Raw genomic sequence first — 23,705 nt, forward strand, 5'->3', positions numbered from 1 at the left:
ATTATTGACCGGAGACCGGAGACGGAAGACCGAAGTATTGCACTTCCGACTTCTGTCATCTGTCTTCTGTCTCCAAAATATGAAAATAGCAGTCATAAAATATAATTCAGGGAATGTCCAGTCTGTTCTCTACGCTTTGGAAAGACTGGGAGCTCACCCAATTCTGACAGATGATCCCAATGAGATCAAATCTGCCGATCGGGTGATTTTTCCTGGACAGGGAGAAGCCAGTACAGCGATGGGTTACCTCAAAGCAAGAGGCTTGGATCAAGTGATTCGAGACATCAAGCAGCCTTTTTTGGGAGTTTGTTTGGGGCTTCAATTGCTTTGTGAGCATTCAGAGGAAAATGACACCGAATGTTTGGGGATATTTCCAGTGAAGGTCAAGAAATTCATTCCGGAAAACTCTCAGGAATTTAAAGTTCCTCATGTGGGGTGGAACGAATTGGAAAACCTGAAAGCGAATCCTTTACTCAAAGACTTGCCTGAGAACCCATTCGTATATTATGTGCACAGCTATTATGCAGAGTTGAGTGAGGCTACGATCGCGACAACTCATTACATTCATGATTTTACTGCCATTTTAAATCGGGATAATTATTGGGCTATTCAGGCTCACCCAGAGAAAAGTAGTGAGGTTGGGGAGAAGCTGCTTTCTAATTTTCTAAGTATATAAATAATTCCCCTTGCCCCCCTTTGAAAGGGGGAATTGGACCATCAAATTTTCCAAACTTTCAATCCGCCACGGCGGACAAGTAATTCTAATTCTAACCATGCAAATTATACCTGCAATCGACCTTATCGGAGGAAAATGTGTTCGCCTGAGTCAAGGTGATTATTCCAGTAAAAAAGAATACCATGATGATCCATTGGAAATGGCAAAGAGGTTTGAAGGAGCCGGAATTCAGCGATTGCATTTAGTGGATTTGGATGGCGCGAAAGCTAAGAAGATCACTAATGGCGATGTGTTGGAAAGAATTGCGAGTGGAACCTCCCTTCATGTTGATTTTGGAGGAGGAATTCAAGCCAATACCGAAATTGAAAAGGCATTTGAATTGGGAGCAAAGCAAGTCACGGGTGGAAGCATTGCAGTGAAAAATAGATCTCTTTTCGAGTCCTGGATTGAAAATTATGGAGCTGAAAAGATCATTTTGGGAGCGGATGCCAAAAACAGAAAAATCGCCGTAGGAGGTTGGGAAGAAACAACTTCTGTGGATTTGATTCCTTTTATCAAAGATTATGTCAGCAAAGGAATCAGCTATGTAATCTGTACTGATGTGGCAAAAGATGGTCTGCTGCAAGGTCCCTCAACTGATCTGTATAAAGAAATTTTGCAGGAAATTCCCGGACTGAAATTGATTGCTAGTGGAGGGGTTTCTTCAGTCAAGGATCTAGAAGACTTGGAGAAAGCTGGAGTCTATGGCGCCATTGTTGGAAAGGCCTATTACGAAGGGAGAGTGAGTTTGGAGGAATTGGCAGCGTTTAATTGATTTACGATTTTAGAATTATGATTTACGAAGTGGAATTGAACCTCGAATGCTATTTTCAATTCTTAACTCCTAAAAAGGTCTAGTTATTAAGAAAGGAATCCTTCAAACAAAAGCCCCGTAAATCCAATACCGTAAATCGTAATTTTGAATTGTGAATATCGAATGATGAATAATGAAATTTTAAAACCCGGAAATCTATCATGCTAACCAAACGAATCATTCCCTGCTTAGATATCAAAGATGGTAGAACTGTCAAAGGGGTGAATTTTGTCCAATTGAGAGATGCCGGAGATCCGGTGGAGTTGGCAAAAGCCTATTCAGACGAAGGGGCGGATGAGTTGGTCTTTCTGGATATCACAGCAACCGTTGACAAGAGAAAGACTTTAGCTGATCTGGTAACCAAAGTAGCCAAGGCCATCAATATTCCATTTACTGTTGGAGGTGGAATTTCTACTGTAGAAGATGTGAAAGTCTTGCTAAACGCAGGAGCGGATAAGATTTCGATCAATTCAGCTGCAGTAAAAAATCCTGGAGTAATAGATGAAATGGCTCGTGAATTCGGATCCCAGTGCATCGTTGTTGCCATTGATACGAGAGATGTGGACGGTACAGATTATGTCCATACGCATGGTGGGAGAAAACCAACTTTGCTTCAAACTCAAGCTTGGGCCAAAGAAGTGGCTGATCGAGGAGCAGGAGAGATTCTGTTGACTTCTATGGATCATGATGGGACCAAGGCTGGCTTTGCAAATGAAATTACTTCTGAAATTTCCTCAGCATTATCCATTCCAGTAATTGCCTCTGGAGGTGCTGGAAATATGGCTCATTTCAAAGATGTCTTTACCTTTGGTAAAGCTGATGCAGCCTTGGCTGCCAGTATATTTCACTTTAAAGAAGTTCCGATCCCCGAGTTGAAAAGTTATTTGGATGAAGAGGGGATTGTGATTAGAAAATAACCTTTGAGGTTTGGAAAACCCCGAAGGTTTTGAATTAGGTATACGAATTTGTAAAATCAAGAGAATACAATCGAAATACTTTAGAAATAGTACCCAATAAATTGGGCAGAAATAGTAATTCTATTTCAATCTGACTTGTCAGATTTTATTTCAGCGTATTTCAAAAAATAGAAATAATGAACATTGATTTCGATAAAATGGATGGTTTAGTGCCTGCAATTGTTCAGGATGCTTTGAGCGGAAAGATCTTGATGCAGGGCTATATGAATGAAGAAGCCTTGGTGAAAACCCAAGAAACAGGCAAAGTGACATTTTTTAGCAGAAGCAAAAATAGATTGTGGACGAAAGGAGAGACCTCCGGTAATTTTATGGAATTGGTTTCAATGACTGAGGATTGTGATGGAGATGCAATTTTGGTAAAAGCCAATCCTGTTGGACCGGTTTGTCATACTGGCGCTGATACTTGTTTTGCCGAAGTGAATAGCTCCAAAACCGGGTTTATCGATCAGTTGAGAGCCATTATCAAGGATCGCAAAAATAATCCATCCGATCAGTCTTATACAGCTTCACTTTTTGCAAAAGGAATCAATAAGGTCGCTCAGAAAGTAGGCGAGGAAGCCGTAGAGATTGTCATTGAGGCCAAAGATGACAACAAGGAGTTATTCTTAGGAGAGGCAGCTGACCTATTGTATCACTATCTGGTGCTTTTGGAAGCAAAAGGATATGAATTAGATGAAGTGATGGAGGTTTTAATTGATCGCCACACAAAGAAATCTTAATTCCTTATCTGCCCATTTCCTCTTATCACCCATTTGTAGCTAGTCAATTCATTGAGTGCCATCGGTCCTCTGGCGTGAAGTTTTTGGGTGGAGATTCCAATTTCTGCCCCTAATCCAAACTGAGCTCCATCTGTAAATGCTGTGGAGGAATTGGCGTAAACAGCAGCTGCATCCACTTGTAAGATGAATTGGTCAATATGTTCCTGGTCTTCTGAAACAATCGCTTCGGAATGCTTGGAAGAATAGGTGGCAATATGATCCAAAGCTTCTTCCAGATTATCTACTGTTTTGATGGCCATTTGCAGACTTAAGAATTCTGTCCCGAAGTGAGAGTCATCTGCCTCAGAAATTAATTCATTAGGTTCCAAAGACGCAATAGCCTTGGAGTCAGCATAGATTTTTACTCCAGATTCCAAAAGTGGCTGAATCAATCGATTGAGATCAGATAGCTTGCTTTGATGAATAATCAAACAGTCCAAAGAATTACAAACGCTTGGTCGGCGGGTTTTGGAGTTGTGAATGATAGCTTTCGCTTTTTCCAAATCCGCTGATTCATCCACATAAGTATGTACGATGCCGGCTCCTGTCTCTATTACCGGAACTTTGGCATTTTCTCTCACAAAATTGATCAGTCCCTGAGAGCCACGAGGGATAATGACATCTACAAAATCAACTGCTTCCAAAAGAGCCTTGGTAGCAGCACGATCAGGAGGCAAAAGCAGGTATGCTTCTTTTGGAAGATGATGCTTTTCCAAAATATGATGAATCAATGTCATAATCGCCTGGTTGGATGCATCTGCATCCGAACCTCCTTTTAAAATCAATCCATTTCCAGATTTCAAAGCCAAAGAAAAGACGTCAAAAGTCACATTTGGTCGGGCTTCATAGATTATTCCGATTACTCCTAAAGGGACGGTTACTTTTTCCAGAAACAGGCCGTTTGGAAGCATTTTTTCTTCGAGTCTGATCTGAAGCGGACTAGGTAAATTACTAACCTGACGCATCTCTTGAGCGATTCCTTTAACTCTTTGCTCTGTCAAAAGAAGGCGATCATACATGGGATTTTCTTTGTCCATACGATCAAGATCCTTTTGGTTTTCTGCCAAAAGAAAATCAGACTGCAAAACCATCAAATCAGCAAGATCTGACAGGACTTTTTGAACAGCTTCATCTCGAAGCCCGGTTAATTGTCTGCTTGCTTTTTTGACTGCTTGGAATACACTTGAAAAATCACTCATGATCAAATAAATATAGGTAATCGTAGTGGATTAGGGCTTTTTGCTTCTTTTGACCGATTTTTTCCTCAGCTGATTTTGAAGAATATTCAGCTCTCCCCAATCCAATTTTTTCTCCATTTTCATCGCGAATCAGTAAAATGTCACCTTTGGAAAACTCGCCTTCGATTTTGGTGATTCCGATAGGTAATAAACTTCTAATCACAGATGATGTCAACGAGGATTTTGCACCTGCGTTGATAAATATTTCTCCTTTGTAATAATGCGTGCCATGGGCCAGCCATTTCTTGGGAGCATGTTTTTCTCTCTTTGGTTCAAACCAGGTGCACCTCAATTCTTTCCTTAAAAAACTCTCTAAAACACCATCGTTTTTCCCATTGGCAATGATTACCTGAATCCCTAAATCGGCCGACTTTTTAGCCATTGCATATTTGGTCAACATTCCACCCCGTCCAAAAGATGACTTGGTGGCCGAGATATAGGAACTCACTTCCGGCATAGATGCTACCACTTTTTCAATCAATTCGGATCCTGGCTCTGCTGGATTTCCTGTATAAATCCCATCCACATTGGTCAAAAGCATCAAGGTGTCGGCATTGATCATGGCTGCTGTCAGGCTGGCCAATTCATCATTGTCCGTAAACATCAGCTCAGTAATAGTTACCGTATCATTTTCATTGATGACTGGAAGGATCCCTTGACTTAGTAACGCCTCAATGCAATTTTTCATATTGAGGAAATGTTTTCTGTCGCGGAAATCTTCCTTGGTTACCAAAATCTGTGCGATAGGCTGATTCAATTCACCAAAAAGACCCTGATACTGATTGATCAGGCGAATTTGACCGGTAGAAGCCCAGATTTGTTTTTTAAAAACCGGGTTTAATTTTTCGGGAAGGGAAATAGCCTGTCTTCCAAATGCAACCGCTCCAGAACTGACCAATACAACCTTTTTTCCAGCCTCTGTCAATCTCATGATTTGCTGAACCAAGTGCTGCATGCGATTCAAGTCGGGCAATCCAGACGCTTGAGTCAGGACGTTTGAGCCGATTTTGATTACAATGGTTTTGGCGTTTTGCATTTTTTGAAAATTTGCTTGAAAGTAATGGTTTTGATAAGGAATTGCCAAAAAATGATTGGAGGATGTGGAGAGGTGGAAAAGAAAAAAACTAGAAGGAACTGATTAGAGTAAAGCCATGCTCAAGGTTCCTACGAGCATTAAGATTTTTGCCCAAGCGCTAAGTTTGGTGAATTGTTCTTTGCGATCAGCCAAATAGATTTTCCACATAAACCAAAGAAAAGCTAGACCCAGAAAACCGAAATAAATAAAGAGTTCTGCTTTGTTGATTTTGATAGTGATAACCAAGATGGAGACCACAAAAAGGGATGCGATTGCAAAAATCACCTGTTTGGTTTTTCTAAATCCGATCACAATAGGGAGAGTCCTGCAGCCATGTTTTCGGTCTCCGTGACGATCTTCGATATCCTTGATGATTTCGCGAATCAGGTTGAGGAAAAAGGCAAAAATGGCATAAGTCAATACCAAGAGTTCATTTTTCTGGAAATAAAAGGCAACGATGTAAACTGAAAGACCAGTCAGAAAGGCAACTGTAAGATTTCCGATAAAAGGTTCGCGTTTCAAACGATTGCTATAAATCCAAAGCAAAAAGGCCGCAAAGAAATTGACCAAGCCCACTTTTAATGAAACGAATAGACCTAATGCAATCCCTGAAAAGTTTAGGATTGTGTGTAAAACAATCACAACTCTCCGTTTGATTCCTTTTCCAACTACTACTTCATGAGGTTTGTTGACATAATCGATTTTGACATCATAATAGTCATTGATCATGTAGCCTGCTGCCGTAATCATCACTGTACCTAAAACCAACAAATAAAGCCTGAAGTCTTCCAAAACAGGCGTTCCAGAGTTGGTGGTTTTTACCAAAAAATAAGCGGTCATTAATTGAGAAAAAGCGACCAAAAGCAAATTGATAGGGCGACTAATTCGGAAAAGTCCGCTGATTGATATTGTACGCTCCTTTTGCAATGGGCTCATGCCCCAAAAATAAAGTAATTCCCCGTTTTAACTTGATGGAAGGGGAGAATATCGGTTATAAAAATATTGGAAGTTTGGATTTAAGTATGGGAATTGTCAGGCTGAGTTTCCAATTTTCTTCCAACATACCAGAGTAATGAAAGGTGTTTTCAGGTTGTGGCACTTTTGAAAGACCAAAAGTACCAAATCCTCGACCATCAGGATCTTTTGCCTGAATTGGCTTGAAAATGCCTGTAGACATTTTCTGCCGGACTGGGTCAAACGCTAAAAATCGTCGGATTTCCGAACAAGTTCGGAACTAGCCGATTTTCTTAACGCTTGTTGACCTCAATCCGTCACCAGCCACTTCAAAGCAAGTCGTACATTTAGAATCTCGTTTAAAATTTCAGGTTTTTTAAATGCTGGAATCTTAAAATTGATTCCAGGACATCAATTTTAGTCTGGCCCCGCCTTCCAGTTTTGGGTGTTAAGAAATCAATTGTGAGGGTTGAAATTAGGAGGCTTGTTTGACGAAAATTTTGCGACCCCAAACTCCAAGATTAGTAGAGGTTTCATGCAAAATTGAGGAGTTTGCCGACGTGTGGGGAGGAAATTGATTTTAACCCAAAAATGGACAGCGGTGGGTTTTTTGGTCCTTTTTCACCTACAGGAAAAAGGACGGAAAAGTAATATGCATGTAAAAAATAACCTTTTGTAAATAGTAGCGGAGTCGAAGCATTTAGAAAGTCGTAAATAAATTTCGACTCCACTCAATTTGACAAGATGCAAACCTGATTTTTACTGATTTTTTTGATCTAAAACCATTTTCTTGATGTCTTCTCGAAGCTTTTCAGCATCGTAAATAATCCCATCTTTGATTGTGTATTTTACACCTCCGACTCGCTCCATTTGGTTGGTTTCATCGTTCAATTTGAGAAAACCTGTTCCGTAAAGGACTTTCAGGTTTTCGATTGGATTCTCATCTACAATCACCAAATCTGCCAAAAGCCCTGGGCGAATAACACCGAATTCAATTGGTTTGCCTTTCGGCTCAAAAATCGCCTGTGCTGCATGCAAAGTGGCTCCACGGATTACTTCCAAAGGATGAAATCCTGCCTCCTGCAGCAATTCCATCTCCTCAATGTATCCAAAGCCCCAAAGGTTGTAGATGAATGAAGCATCGTCACTGACAGTCACTCTTCCTCCTGCATTTTTATAGTCGTTTAGGAAAGACATCCAGACTTTGTAGAAGTTTCTCCAGGCTGTTTCATCCCAAGAAGTCCAATTGTAGAAATAAGAGCCATGATTTTCTCTATTGGGTGTGTAAAAATCCCAAAGAGTTGGAAGCGTGTATTCTGAGTGCCATTCAGCGTTTCTCTCTCGCATCAGATCTCTACCAGCTAAATAGGCGGTCATTGTCGGGTCAAGGATGAAGTCATGCTCCAAAAATTCATCGATTAGGGCTTGCCATTGCTTACTTCCTCGGGGATGGATTTTATTCCATTGATAAGCTACCTGGCTGAATCGATGCTGTTCGTCATTATAGTTGAATTCAGCCGGCCAATGTTGGATGTCCTCGTCCTTATAAAGGGATTCAAAGATTCCATAATAGTGGGTCAATACATCCAAGCCTAATCTGGCAGCGTCCAACGCGTTGGTTTGTGCGACCATAGGTTGGGAAATATGAGCTACTGTTCCCATTCCATTCTCATGAGCAGCATCAATTGCTGCTTTTAAAACATCAGGGTCATGATTGAAGAATTTAATTCCTTCCACTCCTTGTGCCTCGGCCCATTTTACCCATTCTTGAGCTTTTGCAGGAGTATAAACTGGTCCTCCTTTCCAATCCTCACCCGATCCCATCGTGTGAAATGCGATGATTCTTGGAGCTACAATCTCATTGGCAGCGCTTCTTTTCTTCTCACTTTGAGTCCAGCCTACATTCTCCGCAGGTACTCCCCGGATGGTTGTGATGCCATGTGCCATCCAGAGCTTATAAGGATATTCAGCGTTGGGAGATTTGGCCGCTCCACCTACGTGGGCATGTAGATTAATTAGTCCCGGCATCACATAGGCCCCATTTGCATCGATTTCTTTGGTGGCGCCTTGGGGTCTGCCAGAGTCTTCAATAGGCACATTCGGAACACCTACTTGACGTATTTCGACTATTTTATTGCCTTCGATTACAATGTCTGCTGGGCCTGCTGGAGGTGCTCCTGACCCGTCAATGACAATGGCTCCCCTGATAATCAGTCTTTCAAAAGGACCTTCCCCTTCATCGGGTCTTCTATCAGGTGCCGGATTTAATTTGGATTGGGAATAGCTCCCCTGCATAGCCGTCAATAGGACTATGCAAAAAGCGTAGAAATATTTCATTTGGTTGGTGGTTAGGTATTCTTAAAAATGTAAAAAAACCACGAACCTAGAAAGCTAAACTCTTATAAATGATTGAAAATCAATTATGAATTTACAGCGATGAAAATATCCACTTCTGAATGGTCTCCTTGCTGACTAGCTGGACCATAAATTTCAAAATCAGCTGAATAGCTCCTGTTGAGTTCTTTGTCTTTGGACCAAATCTCTGTCCAGGTCTCAACTACTGCCTCTGGCATTTTTCCTTTGGCTACAAATTTTTTGTATTCAGCTTCTGAAAACTCCCTGCCAATTAATCCAACCGGGATTTCATTCAAAGAATTGGTTTTCATTCCAATGAGACAAGTGTACTCTCCTTGGTAGTCAGATTCATAATCGGTATAAACTGAGTAGATCTCTTCACCAGTTTTATTTGGGATTTTGTCTGAGATGTTTTCTTGAAAAAACCGTTGCCAAAGCAGTCCTAAGTCTTGTGCTGCTTGTCCATTGTTGTTACTGGTTCGGGTAGTTATCCCGATCAATTTAAAAGTTGGAAGAGTTTCCATTGATTTGGTTTATGGATTTAATTGTAAATGTAAAATGGGATAGGGTTTGCCTGTTGGATCCTTTTCAGATCTTCCGATTTGGGTAAAACCTTGTTTTAGATAGAAGCCAACTGCTTGTTCATTTTGCTCATTGACATCTACTTTGGTAACGTTTAAGTATGTGATTGAATATTCCAAAAGGGTCTTTCCGATTCCTTTTCCTCTCGAATCTGGATGGATAAAAAGCATTTCCAAATTTCCGTCTGCAACTCCAGAAAATCCCAAGATTTTATTTTTTTCGTCTCTCCAAGCTTTTAACTGAACAGCGTCGAGATAATGTTCCAAAATTAAGGGTTTAAAATAGGCGATATCCTCTTCTTGGAGGAAGTCATGAGTAGCTCTGACTGAAGGTTCCCAGACATCTACGACTTCTTGATATTCTGAAGCGGAGATGTCAGAAATAAAAGAATTCATTTCGTTTTAATTAGTTTTCGAAGTTCAAATAATTTTCAAAGAATGGTAGCATTTGTTGGGGGATTCTACCATCCTCTGTATAAATGCCGCTGGTGTGTGTTCCAATATATTCTTCAGCAAAATGCGTAATTCCAGCATTTTCTAGCCTTTGACTGAACATGTTACACATCTGTGTAAATCTTTCGCCTGCATTTCTCCCCCAGTCCAGCTTGATTGCTTTCAATTTTTGAAGATTTTCGAGATTGCCTTCTATCATGTGAACTGGCATATTGGCTTGCCACTTTGCCAATGCTTCAGGATGTACGATCAGCTCTTCTCCTTGATACTCAAATGGTAGATCACAATAAAATGGAGGATTGTTTGGGTTTGGAGACCAAGATCTTCCAAAAGCAATAATTACTTTCCCAAAATAGGTATTGTTGACTTCCTCCATGGTTTTTAGAGTGGAAAGCTCTTTATAAGTATCACTATTTGGGCCATATTCTCTGACTATTGCTAAAGCACCAGGACTTAAAGCATAGACTGAACTGAATCTATCTGGATAGTGCATTGCAATTTTTAAAGCTCCATATCCTCCCATACTATGCCCAGTAATGCCTCGGCTATCTTTATCTGCAATTGTTCTGAAGTTTTCATCAACAAAATCTACTAGGTCAATGGCTGTAAAATCTTCCCAATTGCCGAATAAGCCGGAGTTACTATAGAAACTTCCATCGTATGTCGTTTTCTCATCTGGAACTACCAAGATAAAAGGGCGGATTTTTTTCTTTTCTATGGCATAATCCATAAGCCCTGACATGTAATTGAGCATGGTATTATCACCCATGAATCCATGTAGAAAATAAATCACAGGATAACGCTGGGTAGAGCTTTCATAGCCAGGTGGTAGGTAAATGGAAACAGCTCTGGACGGATTTTCTCCCATGGAGTTTTGTAAGCTTTCAGAAAAAATGGTTTCTGTGACTACTTTGCCTTTTTGGGCAAAGACGGCAGTATTTAACCCAATGAATAGGGTTAGTAAAAAGAGGAATAGGGTAGATTGGGTCTTTTTCATGGATATTTAATAGGTTCGGGGTTTTCGGATTTATTTATAATCCACATTGTATTGTCTATTTCTATTCACTTCTAGTTTCAATACATCAGGTCTGGAGTAATGTCCTACAGGGTCAAAGTTCTGTCTTTCCTCTAAGATTCTCTGGAAGTCTAAGGTTTCGATTAAAAGTCCCTCGTAAAGAGGTTGGGGTTCCATGATCCATTTACCATCTGGACCTGCAATGCAACTCCCACCATCAGCCAAAACGTCTGGACAATTCTCAAGGATCACATCCAAATGGGGAGTGTCTTTTGGGAAATCCGTCTTACTCATCAAGCTGGACACAGAAATGACGTAAGACCTACTCTCTTGGGCGATCATTCTTGTGATGTTTTCAGTGTTTCTGACCGCACCTGGCCAAACAGCGATATGGACGTTCTCTCCTAATCCATAAAGAGCAGTTCGCGCCATAGGCATCCAATTCTCCCAGCAATTCAATCCTCCAAGGGTGAAATCTTTTAGAGGATGGGTTTGGAGTCCGTTTCCATCACCCGGAGACCAGACAAGTCTTTCATCATAGGTAGGTTGAAGCTTTCGATGTACAGATTTGATTTCGCCAGTTTGGTCCATGTATACCAAAGTACAATAGAGACTATGCCCTCCACGGTCAGTCGGCCTCTCAATGATTCCAAGGTATATCGCAATCCTATTTTCCTTGGCGATTTTTTGAACTTCAGATAAATCACCGCGCTCAATTTGGATTGCATTGCTGGCATAGTGAGCAAAGATTTCTTTTTGAATCTTGTTGTCCCAAGCAGCCGAATGTGTAATGGAAAGCCACCAAGGGTAGCCAGGTGCGAAGCCCTCTCCAAAGACAATTAGATCACATTTTTGCTCCGCCGCTTCTAAAATCTTGGATTTAACCAGTTTCAGGGTTTCAAATTTATTTAGCCAGATTGGAGCGATTTGAGCTAAGGCGACTTTGAGATTGTTCTGATTCATTTTGGGTGATTAAAATTGAAAATACCAATTTCTGGTTGAATCATGAATCAAAAAGGAGAGGGTGGGAAATTCTAAATGGAGACAAAAGTTATAACTATTTAAAAAGGTTTTATAATTATTTAATTGTCAAATCGATATCATTTTCAATCGATATAGGTTTTGTTAAGTCGAATTTCAATTTTGAATAATCTTTTTTAAATTATTTCTAATAAAACCATTGATAAATTGGTTTTGTTGTTAGATAGTAGCTTGATATTTTTTAAAAATTAACTTTATCAGAATAAAGTTTTAATTTTTAATATTTAAAGCTTTGAGTTTAGAATAATATTCTGATTTTTTCCTTTTGATTACTGAATACAATCATTTGAAAAGCTGACTTTCGTCAGGGATTACACAGACTCTATCTGTGACATTTGTTACAATTAATCGGTAAGCCAATGAAAATCACAATGAACTTTTATCGCTGGTTGCTAGTGGGAGCTTTTGGAATAATAGCGAATGTCGGACTAGCTCAAACCAATTTCAAAATGGGGCCTTCTCCTGTCTTAAAGATTGAAGGAGGGTCGACCTTACATGATTGGCATATGGAAACTAGTACAGTTTCTGGTCAAGGTGTCTTTACTGTTGAGAATGGAAAATTTGTTTCTGCAAAGGAGCTTCAAATTTCATTTTTGGCGGAAAGTCTAAAAAGTGGAACAAGTGGCTTGGACAAAAATGCATACAAGGCACTTGACACAAAAAACAATAAGGAAATAAAATTTTCCTTGAAAAGTATCTCTAAAAGCGGAGCCAATTTTACTGCCTCCGGTGACCTGACAATTGCGGGAGTTACTAAAACAGTTTCTTTTCCAGTTCAAGTCACAACAAGTGGTCAAAATTTCACTTTCAAAGGTGATTTTGATACCAAGTTGACAACGTTTTCAATAGACCCTCCAACTGCGCTACTAGGCACAGTGAAAACTGATGACGAGATAACTTTGTCGTTCTCGACGACTTTTATACCAACCCTTTAACTAGAAATCATGAAAAAGTATTTAATCGCTGCTGCATTTGCTGCGGGAAGCTTCACTGCGGCATTTTCTCAAGGACTCGAAAGAGATGTTCAATATTGGAGACCTTATGATCAAAGAGGAATCAATATTTTCGAAACAGGTAAGCTGGATACCGTTCCTTTTGAAGGAGTAAAGGTGAGAATTGGAGGTAATTTTGCTCAGCAATTCCAAAGTATCAGCCATGAAAATACTGCTGACGCGGTTTTGAATGCAGATGGTGTGAATGTCAATGAATTAGTTGATATCGGATTTGGATCAAACCTGGCAACCGCAAACTTGAATATTGATGTGGAATTGTTGGATGGGGTTCGCTTAAACCTGATCACTTATTTATCCTCTAGACACCATCCCGAGTCTTGGGTGAAAGGTGGTTATTTGCAAATTGACAAACTTTCATTTTTAGGTAATCCGGAGTGGTTTGAGCAGTATTTTACCCTGAGAGTGGGGCATATGGAGATCAATTATGGTGATGCACACTTCCGTAGAACTGATAATGGTAATGCTCTTTTTAATCCATTCGTAGGAAACTATATCATGGATGCCTTTACCACAGAAGTTGGTGGGGATTTGACTTTCCATAGCAATGGATTCTTGGTTGTCGGTGGTATTACTGGTGGAGAAATCCAAGGTGGTGTAACCAATCCTGACAAGAGAAAATTGAGTTTGATAGGAAAAGTTGGTTATGACAAACAGCTGAGCTCAGACTTCAGATTGAGATTGACAGGATCCATGTATACTACCTCAGGATCTTCAAGAAATACCTTGTATGGTGGTGATAGAGGAGGTTCCAGATATTATTTGGTCATGGAAAATACACTGGCTTCTACTTCTTCCAATTTTACCTCAGGTAGATTCAACCCTGGATTGACAGATAATATCACTGCAATGGTTTTCAACCCATTTGTGAAATACAAAGGCTTAGAATTCTTTGCCAATATAGAGCAAGCCAAAGGAAAAGCTTCTAGCGAAACAGAGGATAGAAAATGGAATCAAGTTGGTGCTGATTTAGTCTATAGATTTGGAACTGCTGAAAAATTCTATGTGGCGGGGAGATATAATCAAGTGAATGGTGAATTAGCTGGAAGTGGATTGGATGTATCTATTGATCGAGTTCAAGTAGGTGGAGGATGGTTTATCTCGAAAAACATCCTAGCCAAGCTAGAATATGTGTCTCAGAATTATAAAGATTTTGCTGCTACAGATATCAAAAACGGTGGTAAATTCAATGGATTGATGATTGAAGGAGTGATTGGTTTCTAATCAACTTGAATTATGATTATCCTTTTCCTCATACTTGAATTAATGTTTGCTCCTCAGAGACAGGAAAAAAAGGTCATGGTCATTACGCACCATGAGGTAAAAGTTTCTGGATATACTTCTCTGGGTAGGTTTAACTGTGATTTTACAAGAGTAGGGGAAAAGGATACTTTGAACTTAAATGTGCCAGGAAATCATCCTTCTCTTGAATTTGAGATTCCAATTTCGAGCTTTTCCTGTGGCAATTTTCTTTTGAATAAGGATTTTCGTTCCACTTTGAAATCAAGTGAATATCCTTGCGCCCAAGTCGAAGTTAAAAACCTTTATGAAATGAAAGGTGGGCTATTTTGTCACCTAACCGTGAATTTGGTAGGCAAAACTTTAGAATTTCCAGAAATGGAACTAGAGAGGGGAGAGGATAATATTTCAGGTAAATTGGTGTTGAATTTTGATATGTTGGATCTAGATCCTCCCAATAAATTTGGTGGATTGATAAAAGTAGATGATAGGTTGGATCTGGAATTTGTTTTAGGAATCTGATCAAAAAACACTTCACAAAAAAAGCGATCTCTTCAGGGGGATCGCTCTTTTTCATTTACTAAACCAACTTTAATCTTTTAACTGTTGACTGTTTCCTGTTCGAAATCAACCAGAGCTACTGCTCCATGGATGGCTGTTTCGTCCAATTCGGAAAGTAAAATCTTCAAATTCTCTAATACGGTTGGATATCCAAACGTGGAAAGAGATTTATACATAGCCTCTTTAAATAGAGGATAGGTTTTTCTAATTGAACCGCCTAAGACAATTGCTTCTGGGGCTAGTGCATAGAGAATATGCTTCATCAACTCACCTAAGTGGTGACCAAACTCATCAAAAGCCTTTAGAGCTTCTGGGTCTCCTGCTAATGCCTTTTTGGCCAAAGTTTTTGGCTTGGTATCGTATTGATAGTGGAAAAATTTCCCACTACAGTAGTTCTCAAAATTACTCTCCAAATAAGGAGCGCTGCACCATTCTCCTGCAGCGGAGTTGACGCCTGAATACAGATGTCCGTTTATTACAATTCCACCTCCTACGCCCGTTCCCAAAGTGATGCCTACTAGATTTTTGTAGTTTTTCCCAACACCAAATTTATGTACTCCCAAAGCAAAGCAGTTTGCGTCATTGTTGATGAAAACTGGTTTGCCGATCCTTGCTTTCAAGAATTTAGCTAATTCCACATGTTGAAATGCGGGGATGTTTGCTAAGCCCAAAACGATTCCGTTTTCGACATCTACCAATCCTGGGATTCCGATTCCGATCCCAGAAATATCATGGTGTAAATAGGATTCAATAAAAATGGCGATGGTCTCCAGGATAAACTCCTGAGTCTCTTTGGCCGGTGTAGGGATGGTACGGATATCCTCCAGATGTCCGTTGATCAGTACACCACCTTTGATGCTGGTGCCTCCGATATCTAATCCCAAAATGGCCTTTTCCATTCGCTATTGTTAAGATGGTTATTATAGGTTTGATTGATGAAAATCAGAAAGTCATACGAAATGACTTTCTGATCCAATTTTCAATCTATCATTTTTTTACAACATTCCTTCAATTGACTTTTCAAGCTCTCTAGCAGTAGCCAAGAACTCATCTACGTTCATATCTCTGAAGAAAATCAAGCCGTGGCTCGCTCTTACTTTTGCACGATCATGTAGGTAGAAGTAGTTTTTGCCTAGAAGCAACTGAATGTCATTCAATTGACCAACCCAAGTTCTCTTCGCTACAGTACTGAATTTACCATTGTGGGAGTAGCTAGGGAAGGAAGCATTTACCTGGCTTAAGTAGCAGTTGGCAAATGAATCTTCCATTACAGACATGTCACCCAAAGAAACTGGAACGATTACGTTCGCTTCATGCGGCTCAAATTTGAACCAAACGTTTCTATAACCGATGATACGAAGGTCGCTCAAGTCTTTCTCTTCGCTCCACTTTTTCACTGCAGCAGCAGTTGCCTGCAATACTTTGTAGTGAGTATCAGGTCCAGATCCTTCTGGATCCAAAGTCAAGCTGATTTTAGTAGGATTTACTTTTCTGAATAGATCCACGATAGGCTCTACGTCACGAGTCTTGTCTGGCTGCTCAGTGAAGATATCTCCTGTGTAGAAACCAAGTCTCAAGTGGTGAACGTTTTTCACTTGTACTCCAAAGTGAGCCCAAACCAATTCCTCCTCAAACTCACGGATCATACCTTTCAGTTTTTGGATTTTAGCAGGGTTTTTCTCTCCGTCGTAGCTCTTTCTCAAGATGCTGATGACATCATTGATAGTTTCTCTAAGCTGAGTTTTGTTTTTCACGTCATAAACGATCACCAAAGCTCTTACTACACGGTGACATAGACCTCTTTTTCTTGCATCAGCATTTTCAGAAGCAACATTTGTCAAGTAGTGATAGACATCCTTATCAGTCTTCAAGCTGTAACCTACCTCGAAGAAGTCTTCGAAATTCACCATTTGGATTTTATCCTCATCCAATAGCTTCTTGGTATGCTGCAATGTGTCAATCACAAAGCTGTTAGTTACCGCTGTAAATCCTGAAGTCAATACAGAGAAGTGGGCCTCATTGGTTGGCTCATTCAACTGATTGGTGATATGAGGCAAGATGCCCAAAGAAATATCATCGTGGTGAGGACCTGTGTGAAGCAAAGTTTGCTCGGTTTCTTTTTCCAAACCTTTAGCCAACTTAGTTTCGATGCTTTTCATTACCTGACCTACTGTTTCCTCAGAAAGATCTGGGATCAACTTACAGTATTTGTCAGCTTTCAAATCGCTCAATTTCAATCTGTGACCATATTTGTTTAGCTTTTTGCAAAGCTCGATCACAGCTCTTTCAGTCTTTTCAAAAGTCCATTCGCCTTTTTCGTAGTAGGCATCCATGGAGTCAGTCAATTTCACACCAGCACCTCTGGTTAGATAGAAACGACCATTTTTCAATTTTTGAAGAACAGTAGCAGGGAATACGTTGCTCAATTTGGTCTCCAAAGAGTCTTTCACAATACCTGCTTTCGCTTCACCAGCAGCAATGATGATAGCTACTGCCTCAGGATTGTAAACGATAGTGTCCAAACCGATAGTAATAACCAATCTGTTAGCAGAAACTTCGATACCACCCAAATCACCGGCAGCTACAGCCTGAGTTTCAAAGTTGGTTTCAGTCAATCTGGTAACAGAGAAGATGTGAGATCCTCTGGTGTTGAAGGCGATGTGTCCATCAGGTCCGATACCTCCCAAGAAGAAGCCGATACCACCTAGGTCACGAATTCTTTGCTCGTAGTCACCACACCACTGGTCGATCAAGTAGATAGATTCCTGCTGAAGCTGCTCCAATTCGTTTTCAGGCTCTCTGTATCTCAAGGAAAGATCCACTTTCAAATCAGGGAAGATTTCCTGATAAGATTTGCCTTGAGCTAAAGGAATCTCATCGGAGTTGATGAGGATCGCTTTCTCTTTAGAAAGTCCGAAACCTTGGATATAAAATTTGTTTACGTAGTCGTAGAATGAGTTGTGCTGAGAAGAAGAAATCGGGTAGAATTCGTCAATCTGCACAAAAGTCAAATCTTTCAATACTGGCTTCTTGACAGAACCAAGACCGTATTGATCTCTGATTTCCTTCCCTTTTTTACTGTCCCAGTTATCCAGTAGATATTGGGTCCACTTGATAAAGAATTCTGGAGTTTTACCAGTTGGTAAGGAAATAACGCCTTCTGGGTTGGCTGCTGCCCATTCCAAGAATCGGCAAGCGGTAAGCAATCCTAATTTCGGGAAATTGTCAACCATAAGGTAAGGAATCTGTGTGCTGATTTTTTCAACACCTGACTCCTTGAAGAAGCTTTTCTCAACGTCTGAGAGTGGATACTTACTTAGCATACTGTTTCGACAGTTTAGGGTTTTTATGAATTTTTCATTTAGAATCCATTTGATTCCAAATAAACTGAAAGAGCTAGAACTTAAAACTCCAAAATATCATTTGTGAATTTCAGATAAATAAAATTTAATTCTGAAAAACTTAGATCTGTTTCAAAGTTATTCTATTTAACAAATTTAAAAAACTTTCAGTAATAAAAAACAACTTTTATAAAAAATTTATAAAAGTATCATCCTGAGTTAAAATTTATAGGGTCTTTGTAAAGGAAATTCGAATTCTGGCTTGGAAATCCTTGATAACCTTGAAAATCTCAATTAGAGTTACAGATTGTACTTTCGTTAATGAATCCAGCGTCAAAAAGTTTTTGGGTTTTTCTTTTTTATCCAAAATCAGCTGGGCCTGATTTTCCAATCTGAGAGACATGAGGTAATTGAAAGCATGGATCAATTCCTGAGTTTCCGGCATGGTGAATACTCCTTTTTGCCTCAATAACTCTATCCTCCGGACAGTATTGGTTTCGTGAATTTGATGCTTCAAGGCAAATACTCGAGCAAGATCCACGATCGGGCGCATGGTTTGCTTCAAGTTCAGTTGCTTTTCGCCATCAATCTTTTCAGTTCTGATGGTTCTAAAAAAAGTCAAAGGCGGCTCGTATTGAAGAGCATTATGTCCCAAATTGATGAAAAATCTCTCTGAGGCTTTTTCCAAAAGATTACCCATGTGCACTTTCAATTCTTCAAGCAGACTTTCTTTTCCATAGATGGCTCTGCAATCAAAGAAAGTAGAATAGTTCATCGTGTTTTCCTCAGAGGCATCCGAAATCCACGTTTCGTAATTTCTTTTCCAATGAGAAAGAGAATGAGTCCATTTGGGATTCATAGCCATTAATTCACCCGAGCAAAAGTCAATTCCAATTTGATTGAGTGCAGTAGAAACTCGAGTAGCGAAATCTAAAAAATATTCTCTTACAGCTTCTCTATGTTCATTCGCTTTGTCCTCATAAATAATGGCGTTGTCCTGGTCGGTTTTTAATGTCAACTCGCCGCGACCTTCACTTCCCAATACGAAAAAGACAAATTTGGCAGGGGCAGGTCCGATTTCTTTGATGACCCGTTCTATGACACGCTGCGTAATCGTATCCGCCACAGTCGTGATGATTTGATTAACATAGCCGGCTTTCATACCTCTGGAAAGTAGCAGATGGATGATCTCTGGCATGTGATGCCACTTTTCTTTCAATTCCTCGATTTGGCGTGCCTCTTTTACAGATTGGATAAACATGAAAGGTCCCTGGCTTTGCTCTGTCAGGACTTTCGTTCGAGAAATCCAGCCAATGTATTGATTGTTTTCTTGGACAAGGAGGTATCTGGATTTTGTTCGAAACATCAATAGCAAAGCTTCTATTAAGCTAGCTTCAGAATGGATGGAGATCATGGTTTTCTCCATGATTTGGGATACTTCTGTTTCAAGTGGAAGTCCCAAAGCGAGTGCTTTATCTCTAAGAGTAATGTCGGTGATATAGCCTTGGATTTCTTGGGGGCTTGAACCGATAAAAAGACAACTAACCTGCTCATTAGCCATTTGGGTAGCACAAGTTTGAATAGAAGTGCTGGGAGAGGCTATCCTCAAATGTCTGACATGGAGGTCTCGGACATATTTTGAATAAAATTGATCTGAAATAAAAGGTGAGTTGTTTTTCATCTTTCACAAATTAGCCAATCTTTAAGATTGATTGATCATCTTTTGGAGCATATATGTTAATAATCGTCACAGGCGTTTCTGGTACAGGAAAAACCACCATTGGGAATGCATTATCAGAGCATTTTCAGATTCCTTTTTACGACGGGGACCTTTTTCACCCTGCCGAGAACATTGCAAAAATGAGTGCCGGACATCCTTTGGATGATAATGATAGAAAACCTTGGTTGGAGCTTTTAGCTCAAAAAATGCTCGACTCGAAAGAAAGCGGAGGATGTATATTGGGTTGCTCGGCCTTAAAAGAAAAATACAGACAGATCCTTTCGGTGGATCCAGAGATCCATTGGGTCCACTTGATCGGAGATCGAGATTTGATTTGGGATAGAATGACTGCCCGTCAAAATCACTTTATGAAAGCCGGTATGCTGGATTCACAATTTGCAACTTGGGAAGAACCGGATTACGGAGTCAAAATTTCCATTGACCAAAGCCCTGATAATATGGTTGCAGAAATATTGGATCATCTAGAGCCTTAGGATTTTACAGGATTGGATTGTTTTCTAGGTTTCAATGCCCGAAATTCATTGTCTCACCTTGAATAACCGATATGAAACTTCAAAAACTCGTCTTTTCCTTGGTTGCGTGGCTTTTTGCCGGAGCTGTTTTTGCCCAAGATATCTTGGTCCTGAATGTCAATATTGTGACAATGGATGGGGAAGAGGTTCTGGAAAATCATGCGATTTATGTTTCTGATGGATATATCAAAGATATCATTCCTCAATCTCCTCAAACTCCAAGAATGACTGCAGATTTGGTGGTTGATGGACGTGGAGCTTATATCTACCCAGGTTTAGCGGAGTTTCATGCCCACCTTCCGGTATCCAACGATGGAAGCACTCAATTACAAGAAGAGTCACTTTGGTTATACTTAGCAAATGGTGTTTTGAGGATTAGAAGTATGCTCGGACATCCCACCCATGTTGCATTGAGAAGCAAGGTGAATTCTGGAGAGTTGATGGGGCCTCGGGTTTTTATTTCAGGGCCTTCCTTTAATGCCAACTCAGTGACCAGTCCAGATCAAGCTGCTCAAATGGTAAGAGAACAAAAAGCAGCAGGATATGATCATTTGAAAATCCACCCAGGAGTAGAATTGGATGAGATGTGGGCGATTTCCAAAACAGCCAAAGAACTAGGAATTCCCTTTGGCGGTCATGTCCCTTTGGCAGTAGGAATTGACAATGCATTAGCAAGTGGATTTAAATCCGTGGAGCATATGGATGGCTACATGGAAGGTTTATTGCCTGATGATCTCGAAATTGATATTACCACTTCCGGTCCTTTCAATCTAAAATTGGTTGGCCAGGTTCAAATGGAAAAACTGCCAGCATTGATTCAAGAAACGCTGGACCAAGGAACTTATATCGCGCCGACATTGACACTTTTTGATCGATATTTTGGCTATATCCCAGCAGATGAATTTAGAAAAGCTCCTGAGATGAAATATTTGCCTGGGCCATTGATCCAGCAGTGGGTGAATACAAAAAAGCAATTAGAAAGAGCTGGTATGTTGGATGAGGTAAATGTGGCGCCTTATCTGGCTTTTCGTAGAAAGCTTTTCATGGAACTTCACCAAGCTGGCGTTCCAATGATTTTAGCTTCCGACTCTCCACAAGTATTTAATGTTCCAGGTTTTTCTATCCAACATGAATTGGCTTTGATGTCTGAGGCTGGAATGTCCAATTATGAGATCCTAAAAACTGGCTCGGTTGTTCCTGCGCAGTACATGGGGAGAGAAAATGAGTGGGGAAAGATCAAGAAAGGTATGGCGGCTGATTTTGTGATGGTGGATAAAAATCCTTTGGAAGATCTGAAAACTCTTCAAAATCCAAAAGGAGTGATGATGGCTGGAGAATGGCTTTCCCAAGAAAAATTACAAGCCGAACTGGATCGAATCGAAAACAATCACATTAGAAAGTAGGAAGGTTGAATTCTAAAATCTGAATTCAGAATTCTGAAAAATTTAAGGATTTAGCTCATGAAAGGAATTTCCAGAAAGTAAAGATTACATCCAATAAAAGTTTCCAAGCTTGTCAAAATTATCCTATGAAATACACCTCGATTTTATACGCTTCAGGTCTTTTGTTATTAACAATGGCCTGCAAGCAAGAAAAGACCCAAGAACCTATTATTGAAGATATTGAACTGATGATCAAAGCTGAAAAAGTGGCCGAACAGGACGGTCAAGCTGTTTTCCATTATGTATTGGACAATGGAGATATGCAGGTAGAAATGACAAACTATGGTGGAACCATCACCAAAATAATAACCCCAGATAAGAATGGTAAAAAGGAAAATGTGATTTTGACCTTTGATACCGTAGAGGAGTTTTTAACCAAAAGCAATCCTTTCTTTGGAGCTACAGCAGGCCGAATTGCCAATCGAATAGCAAAAGGTGAATTTACCTTGGACGGAGAGACATATAAATTGGCTAAAAACAATGGACCGAATCATCTCCATGGGGGCAATGTTGGTTTCAACAAAAAAGTCTGGGCTGGAGAGCCTTATTCCAATGATAGCACGATAGGGGTGAAGATGACTTATTTGAGTGTGGATGGGGAGGAAGGGTATCCTGGAAATTTGGAGAGTACTTTATGGATGGAGTTGACCTTATCCAATACGCTTCGGATTCAATTTGAGGCAGAGACAGATCAAAAGACCATTGTGAACTTGACCAATCACACGTATTTCAACTTGACGGGAGTAAAGAGAAATGTTTTGGGGCATGAATTCCAATTTTGGGCAGATGCCTATACTCCAGTTGACGAAGGTTTGATCCCAACGGGTGAGATTAGAGATGTGAAAGGAACTCCTTTTGATTTCAGGGATCCAAAGATTCTAGGAGACCAAGTGGAAGCAAATGGTGGAGGATTTGATCATAATATGGTGATGAAAATGGAGAAAGGTTCAGAGATGAAGCACTTTGTTCATGTGAAAGACCCTGAAAGTGGAAGGGTAATGGATATGTATTCTGATAATGTGGGAGTGCAATTCTATACTGCCAATTTCGTCTCCAATTTTGAAGGTGCTGATGGAAAAATATATGATAGGCAATGGGGCTTTTGCTTGGAATCTCAGAATTGGCCAGATGCAATTAATCATAAGAATTTTCCTAGTCCAATCCTCAATCCTGGCGAAAAATATGAACATACGATTGAGTATAAGTTCTCAGTCGATGAATAAAAGAAACCCCTCCGAATTCAAATTTGGAGGGATTTATTAATTATTCTGAAGAAGAAATCCGTTTTCTAATTCGGCTCAAAGATTCAGGTTTTACACCTATATAACTGGCAAGGTGGTATTGAGGAATTCGCTGGATTAAATCAGGTCTTGATTTCAAAAGTTTTAAGTAGCGCTGTTCAGGTGAGTCGGTATAATAGGAAGTCAAAGCTTCTCTTTGCTCAGAAAATGCAGCTTCCATGATGGTTCTTGAAATAGTTTCAAACCTGGGGAAGCGTTTAAAAATAGCCTGAGCTTGCTCTTCATCTCCTACTACAACTGTTGTGTCTTCTACGCAAACCCAATTATGGGTAGCAGAATTTTCTGGAGTAAAACCATTAAGCGAAATAGCCCATTGTTCCTCCGTAAAAAAGTTGGTTGTTTTTTCTTCTCCATCAGTCAAAATGTATTCTCTAATACAGCCACTTAGAATGAAATATGTTTTGGATGATTTTTGGCCTTGTCTCAATAAATAGTCTCCTTTTTCGAAGGATTGGGTTTTCATGGTCTGAGCTATAGCTTCAGCCTCTTCTTTTGTTAGAGAAGAAATTTTGGAAAAGTAGTTTACAAATTTATTATCCATGGAATTAGGCTGTTTCGAATAAATGAAAGTCATACCTGATT

General features: G+C 40.0%; 23 protein-coding genes. 10 read left to right on the forward strand and 13 right to left on the reverse strand.

Annotation, left to right across the window (positions count from 1 at the left end):
- Nucleotides 1-79 precede the first annotated feature (79 nt).
- The 4 genes from hisH to hisIE all read left to right on the forward strand — a co-directional run bounded on the left by hisH (nucleotide 80) and on the right by hisIE (nucleotide 3,225).
- Nucleotides 80-676: an imidazole glycerol phosphate synthase subunit HisH gene (gene hisH / locus BUF13_RS18785; protein WP_073573359.1), complete on the forward strand. Its 597-nt coding sequence runs from the start codon at nucleotides 80-82 to the stop codon at nucleotides 674-676.
- Between the two features lie 97 nt (nucleotides 677-773).
- The gene (hisA, locus tag BUF13_RS18790) at nucleotides 774-1,490 is read left to right on the forward strand and encodes a 1-(5-phosphoribosyl)-5-[(5-phosphoribosylamino)methylideneamino]imidazole-4-carboxamide isomerase (RefSeq protein ID WP_073573498.1); all 717 of its coding nucleotides are present in this window, start codon (nucleotides 774-776) and stop codon (nucleotides 1,488-1,490) included.
- A 200-nt stretch (nucleotides 1,491-1,690) separates the two neighbouring features.
- On the forward strand, nucleotides 1,691-2,446 hold the full coding sequence (gene hisF / locus BUF13_RS18795; protein WP_073573360.1) for an imidazole glycerol phosphate synthase subunit HisF: 756 nt from the start codon (nucleotides 1,691-1,693) through the stop codon (nucleotides 2,444-2,446).
- 167 nt (nucleotides 2,447-2,613) lie between these two features.
- Nucleotides 2,614-3,225: a bifunctional phosphoribosyl-AMP cyclohydrolase/phosphoribosyl-ATP diphosphatase HisIE gene (gene hisIE / locus BUF13_RS18800; RefSeq protein ID WP_134204575.1), complete on the forward strand. Its 612-nt coding sequence runs from the start codon at nucleotides 2,614-2,616 to the stop codon at nucleotides 3,223-3,225.
- Here hisIE and BUF13_RS18805 read toward each other — a convergent pair.
- The 9 genes from BUF13_RS18805 to BUF13_RS18845 all read right to left on the reverse strand — a co-directional run bounded on the left by BUF13_RS18805 (nucleotide 3,222) and on the right by BUF13_RS18845 (nucleotide 11,898).
- A complete protein-coding gene (locus BUF13_RS18805) occupies nucleotides 3,222-4,463 on the reverse strand; it encodes a glutamate-5-semialdehyde dehydrogenase (RefSeq protein ID WP_073573362.1) in 1,242 nt (413 codons plus the stop codon). The two genes, hisIE and BUF13_RS18805, sit on opposite strands and share 4 nt — an antisense overlap.
- On the reverse strand, nucleotides 4,456-5,538 hold the full coding sequence (gene proB, locus BUF13_RS18810) for a glutamate 5-kinase (protein WP_073573363.1): 1,083 nt from the start codon (nucleotides 5,536-5,538) through the stop codon (nucleotides 4,456-4,458). Before proB ends, BUF13_RS18805 begins: the two co-directional genes overlap by 8 nt.
- A 102-nt stretch (nucleotides 5,539-5,640) precedes the next feature.
- Nucleotides 5,641-6,513 (reverse strand): geranylgeranylglycerol-phosphate geranylgeranyltransferase, encoded by an 873-nt coding sequence (locus BUF13_RS18815; RefSeq protein ID WP_073573364.1) that lies wholly within the window; start codon nucleotides 6,511-6,513, stop codon nucleotides 5,641-5,643.
- A 55-nt stretch (nucleotides 6,514-6,568) separates the two neighbouring features.
- Entirely contained in the window at nucleotides 6,569-6,754 is a 186-nt protein-coding gene (locus BUF13_RS18820) for a hypothetical protein (protein WP_073573365.1), read from the reverse strand.
- A 536-nt stretch (nucleotides 6,755-7,290) separates the two neighbouring features.
- Complete coding sequence (locus BUF13_RS18825; RefSeq protein ID WP_073573366.1) at nucleotides 7,291-8,868, reverse strand: amidohydrolase family protein; 1,578 nt, start codon at nucleotides 8,866-8,868, stop codon at nucleotides 7,291-7,293.
- A gap of 83 nt (nucleotides 8,869-8,951) precedes the next feature.
- Nucleotides 8,952-9,410, reverse strand: coding sequence for a GyrI-like domain-containing protein (locus tag BUF13_RS18830; protein WP_073573367.1), 459 nt, complete (start codon nucleotides 9,408-9,410; stop codon nucleotides 8,952-8,954).
- A gap of 9 nt (nucleotides 9,411-9,419) precedes the next feature.
- On the reverse strand, nucleotides 9,420-9,863 hold the full coding sequence (locus tag BUF13_RS18835; RefSeq protein ID WP_073573368.1) for a GNAT family N-acetyltransferase: 444 nt from the start codon (nucleotides 9,861-9,863) through the stop codon (nucleotides 9,420-9,422).
- A gap of 10 nt (nucleotides 9,864-9,873) precedes the next feature.
- A complete protein-coding gene (locus BUF13_RS18840; RefSeq protein WP_073573369.1) occupies nucleotides 9,874-10,917 on the reverse strand; it encodes an alpha/beta hydrolase in 1,044 nt (347 codons plus the stop codon).
- A 30-nt stretch (nucleotides 10,918-10,947) separates the two neighbouring features.
- A complete protein-coding gene (locus BUF13_RS18845; protein ID WP_073573370.1) occupies nucleotides 10,948-11,898 on the reverse strand; it encodes a carbon-nitrogen hydrolase family protein in 951 nt (316 codons plus the stop codon).
- 437 nt (nucleotides 11,899-12,335) lie between these two features.
- On the opposite strand from BUF13_RS18845, the gene BUF13_RS18850 reads away from it, so the two are divergent.
- Genes BUF13_RS18850 through BUF13_RS18860 form a run of 3 tightly spaced genes read left to right on the forward strand, consistent with a single transcriptional unit; the run spans nucleotide 12,336 to nucleotide 14,747 of the window.
- Nucleotides 12,336-12,911: a YceI family protein gene (locus BUF13_RS18850; protein WP_073573371.1), complete on the forward strand. Its 576-nt coding sequence runs from the start codon at nucleotides 12,336-12,338 to the stop codon at nucleotides 12,909-12,911.
- Between the two features lie 9 nt (nucleotides 12,912-12,920).
- Nucleotides 12,921-14,210, forward strand: coding sequence for a hypothetical protein (locus BUF13_RS18855; RefSeq protein ID WP_073573372.1), 1,290 nt, complete (start codon nucleotides 12,921-12,923; stop codon nucleotides 14,208-14,210).
- 12 nt (nucleotides 14,211-14,222) lie between these two features.
- Nucleotides 14,223-14,747 carry a YceI family protein gene (locus BUF13_RS18860; RefSeq protein ID WP_073573373.1) on the forward strand — a complete coding sequence of 175 codons (525 nt, stop codon included), beginning with the start codon at nucleotides 14,223-14,225 and terminating at the stop codon, nucleotides 14,745-14,747.
- A gap of 77 nt (nucleotides 14,748-14,824) precedes the next feature.
- Here the strand turns inward: BUF13_RS18860 and BUF13_RS18865 are convergent, their stop codons facing one another.
- The 3 genes from BUF13_RS18865 to BUF13_RS18875 form a co-directional block, all read right to left on the reverse strand.
- The gene (locus BUF13_RS18865) at nucleotides 14,825-15,685 is read right to left on the reverse strand and encodes an ROK family protein (RefSeq protein ID WP_073573374.1); all 861 of its coding nucleotides are present in this window, start codon (nucleotides 15,683-15,685) and stop codon (nucleotides 14,825-14,827) included.
- 96 nt (nucleotides 15,686-15,781) lie between these two features.
- Nucleotides 15,782-18,109, reverse strand: coding sequence for a PIG-L family deacetylase (locus tag BUF13_RS18870; RefSeq protein ID WP_073573375.1), 2,328 nt, complete (start codon nucleotides 18,107-18,109; stop codon nucleotides 15,782-15,784).
- A gap of 244 nt (nucleotides 18,110-18,353) precedes the next feature.
- On the reverse strand, nucleotides 18,354-19,808 hold the full coding sequence (locus tag BUF13_RS18875) for a DUF294 nucleotidyltransferase-like domain-containing protein (RefSeq protein WP_073573376.1): 1,455 nt from the start codon (nucleotides 19,806-19,808) through the stop codon (nucleotides 18,354-18,356).
- Nucleotides 19,809-19,861: 53 nt separating this feature from the next.
- Here BUF13_RS18875 and BUF13_RS18880 point away from each other — a divergent pair, with 53 nt between their 5' ends.
- From BUF13_RS18880 to BUF13_RS18890, 3 genes are all read left to right on the forward strand, one after another.
- The gene (locus BUF13_RS18880) at nucleotides 19,862-20,341 is read left to right on the forward strand and encodes a gluconokinase (RefSeq protein WP_073573377.1); all 480 of its coding nucleotides are present in this window, start codon (nucleotides 19,862-19,864) and stop codon (nucleotides 20,339-20,341) included.
- 71 nt (nucleotides 20,342-20,412) lie between these two features.
- Nucleotides 20,413-21,783, forward strand: a complete 1,371-nt coding sequence (locus BUF13_RS18885; protein ID WP_073573378.1) for an amidohydrolase family protein — start codon at nucleotides 20,413-20,415, stop codon at nucleotides 21,781-21,783.
- Between the two features lie 125 nt (nucleotides 21,784-21,908).
- Nucleotides 21,909-23,045: an aldose epimerase family protein gene (locus BUF13_RS18890; protein WP_073573379.1), complete on the forward strand. Its 1,137-nt coding sequence runs from the start codon at nucleotides 21,909-21,911 to the stop codon at nucleotides 23,043-23,045.
- 40 nt (nucleotides 23,046-23,085) lie between these two features.
- Here the strand turns inward: BUF13_RS18890 and BUF13_RS18895 are convergent, their stop codons facing one another.
- On the reverse strand, nucleotides 23,086-23,664 hold the full coding sequence (locus BUF13_RS18895) for a Crp/Fnr family transcriptional regulator (RefSeq protein ID WP_073573499.1): 579 nt from the start codon (nucleotides 23,662-23,664) through the stop codon (nucleotides 23,086-23,088).
- Between the last annotated feature and the right edge of the window lie 41 nt (nucleotides 23,665-23,705).

The sequence above is a fragment of the Algoriphagus zhangzhouensis genome (assembly GCF_900148515.1).
In the GTDB taxonomy this organism is placed as follows: Bacteria; Bacteroidota; Bacteroidia; order Cytophagales; family Cyclobacteriaceae; genus Algoriphagus; species Algoriphagus zhangzhouensis.

Coding starts and splice junctions, on each gene's coding strand:
- BUF13_RS18850 (WP_073573371.1), top strand. CDS start 12,336: ATGAAAATCACAATGAACTTTTATCGCTGGTTGCTAGTGGGAGCTTTT.
- hisH (WP_073573359.1), top strand. CDS start 80: ATGAAAATAGCAGTCATAAAATATAATTCAGGGAATGTCCAGTCTGTT.
- BUF13_RS18880 (WP_073573377.1), top strand. CDS start 19,862: ATGTTAATAATCGTCACAGGCGTTTCTGGTACAGGAAAAACCACCATT.
- hisA (WP_073573498.1), top strand. CDS start 774: ATGCAAATTATACCTGCAATCGACCTTATCGGAGGAAAATGTGTTCGC.
- hisF (WP_073573360.1), top strand. CDS start 1,691: ATGCTAACCAAACGAATCATTCCCTGCTTAGATATCAAAGATGGTAGA.
- BUF13_RS18870 (WP_073573375.1), bottom strand. CDS start 18,109: ATGCTAAGTAAGTATCCACTCTCAGACGTTGAGAAAAGCTTCTTCAAG.
- BUF13_RS18855 (WP_073573372.1), top strand. CDS start 12,921: ATGAAAAAGTATTTAATCGCTGCTGCATTTGCTGCGGGAAGCTTCACT.
- BUF13_RS18865 (WP_073573374.1), bottom strand. CDS start 15,685: ATGGAAAAGGCCATTTTGGGATTAGATATCGGAGGCACCAGCATCAAA.
- BUF13_RS18830 (WP_073573367.1), bottom strand. CDS start 9,410: ATGGAAACTCTTCCAACTTTTAAATTGATCGGGATAACTACCCGAACC.
- BUF13_RS18820 (WP_073573365.1), bottom strand. CDS start 6,754: ATGTCTACAGGCATTTTCAAGCCAATTCAGGCAAAAGATCCTGATGGT.
- BUF13_RS18805 (WP_073573362.1), bottom strand. CDS start 4,463: ATGAGTGATTTTTCAAGTGTATTCCAAGCAGTCAAAAAAGCAAGCAGA.
- BUF13_RS18815 (WP_073573364.1), bottom strand. CDS start 6,513: ATGAGCCCATTGCAAAAGGAGCGTACAATATCAATCAGCGGACTTTTC.
- BUF13_RS18895 (WP_073573499.1), bottom strand. CDS start 23,664: ATGGATAATAAATTTGTAAACTACTTTTCCAAAATTTCTTCTCTAACA.
- BUF13_RS18840 (WP_073573369.1), bottom strand. CDS start 10,917: ATGAAAAAGACCCAATCTACCCTATTCCTCTTTTTACTAACCCTATTC.
- BUF13_RS18890 (WP_073573379.1), top strand. CDS start 21,909: ATGAAATACACCTCGATTTTATACGCTTCAGGTCTTTTGTTATTAACA.
- BUF13_RS18835 (WP_073573368.1), bottom strand. CDS start 9,863: ATGAATTCTTTTATTTCTGACATCTCCGCTTCAGAATATCAAGAAGTC.
- BUF13_RS18860 (WP_073573373.1), top strand. CDS start 14,223: ATGATTATCCTTTTCCTCATACTTGAATTAATGTTTGCTCCTCAGAGA.
- proB (WP_073573363.1), bottom strand. CDS start 5,538: ATGCAAAACGCCAAAACCATTGTAATCAAAATCGGCTCAAACGTCCTG.
- BUF13_RS18845 (WP_073573370.1), bottom strand. CDS start 11,898: ATGAATCAGAACAATCTCAAAGTCGCCTTAGCTCAAATCGCTCCAATC.
- BUF13_RS18875 (WP_073573376.1), bottom strand. CDS start 19,808: ATGAAAAACAACTCACCTTTTATTTCAGATCAATTTTATTCAAAATAT.
- BUF13_RS18825 (WP_073573366.1), bottom strand. CDS start 8,868: ATGAAATATTTCTACGCTTTTTGCATAGTCCTATTGACGGCTATGCAG.
- BUF13_RS18885 (WP_073573378.1), top strand. CDS start 20,413: ATGAAACTTCAAAAACTCGTCTTTTCCTTGGTTGCGTGGCTTTTTGCC.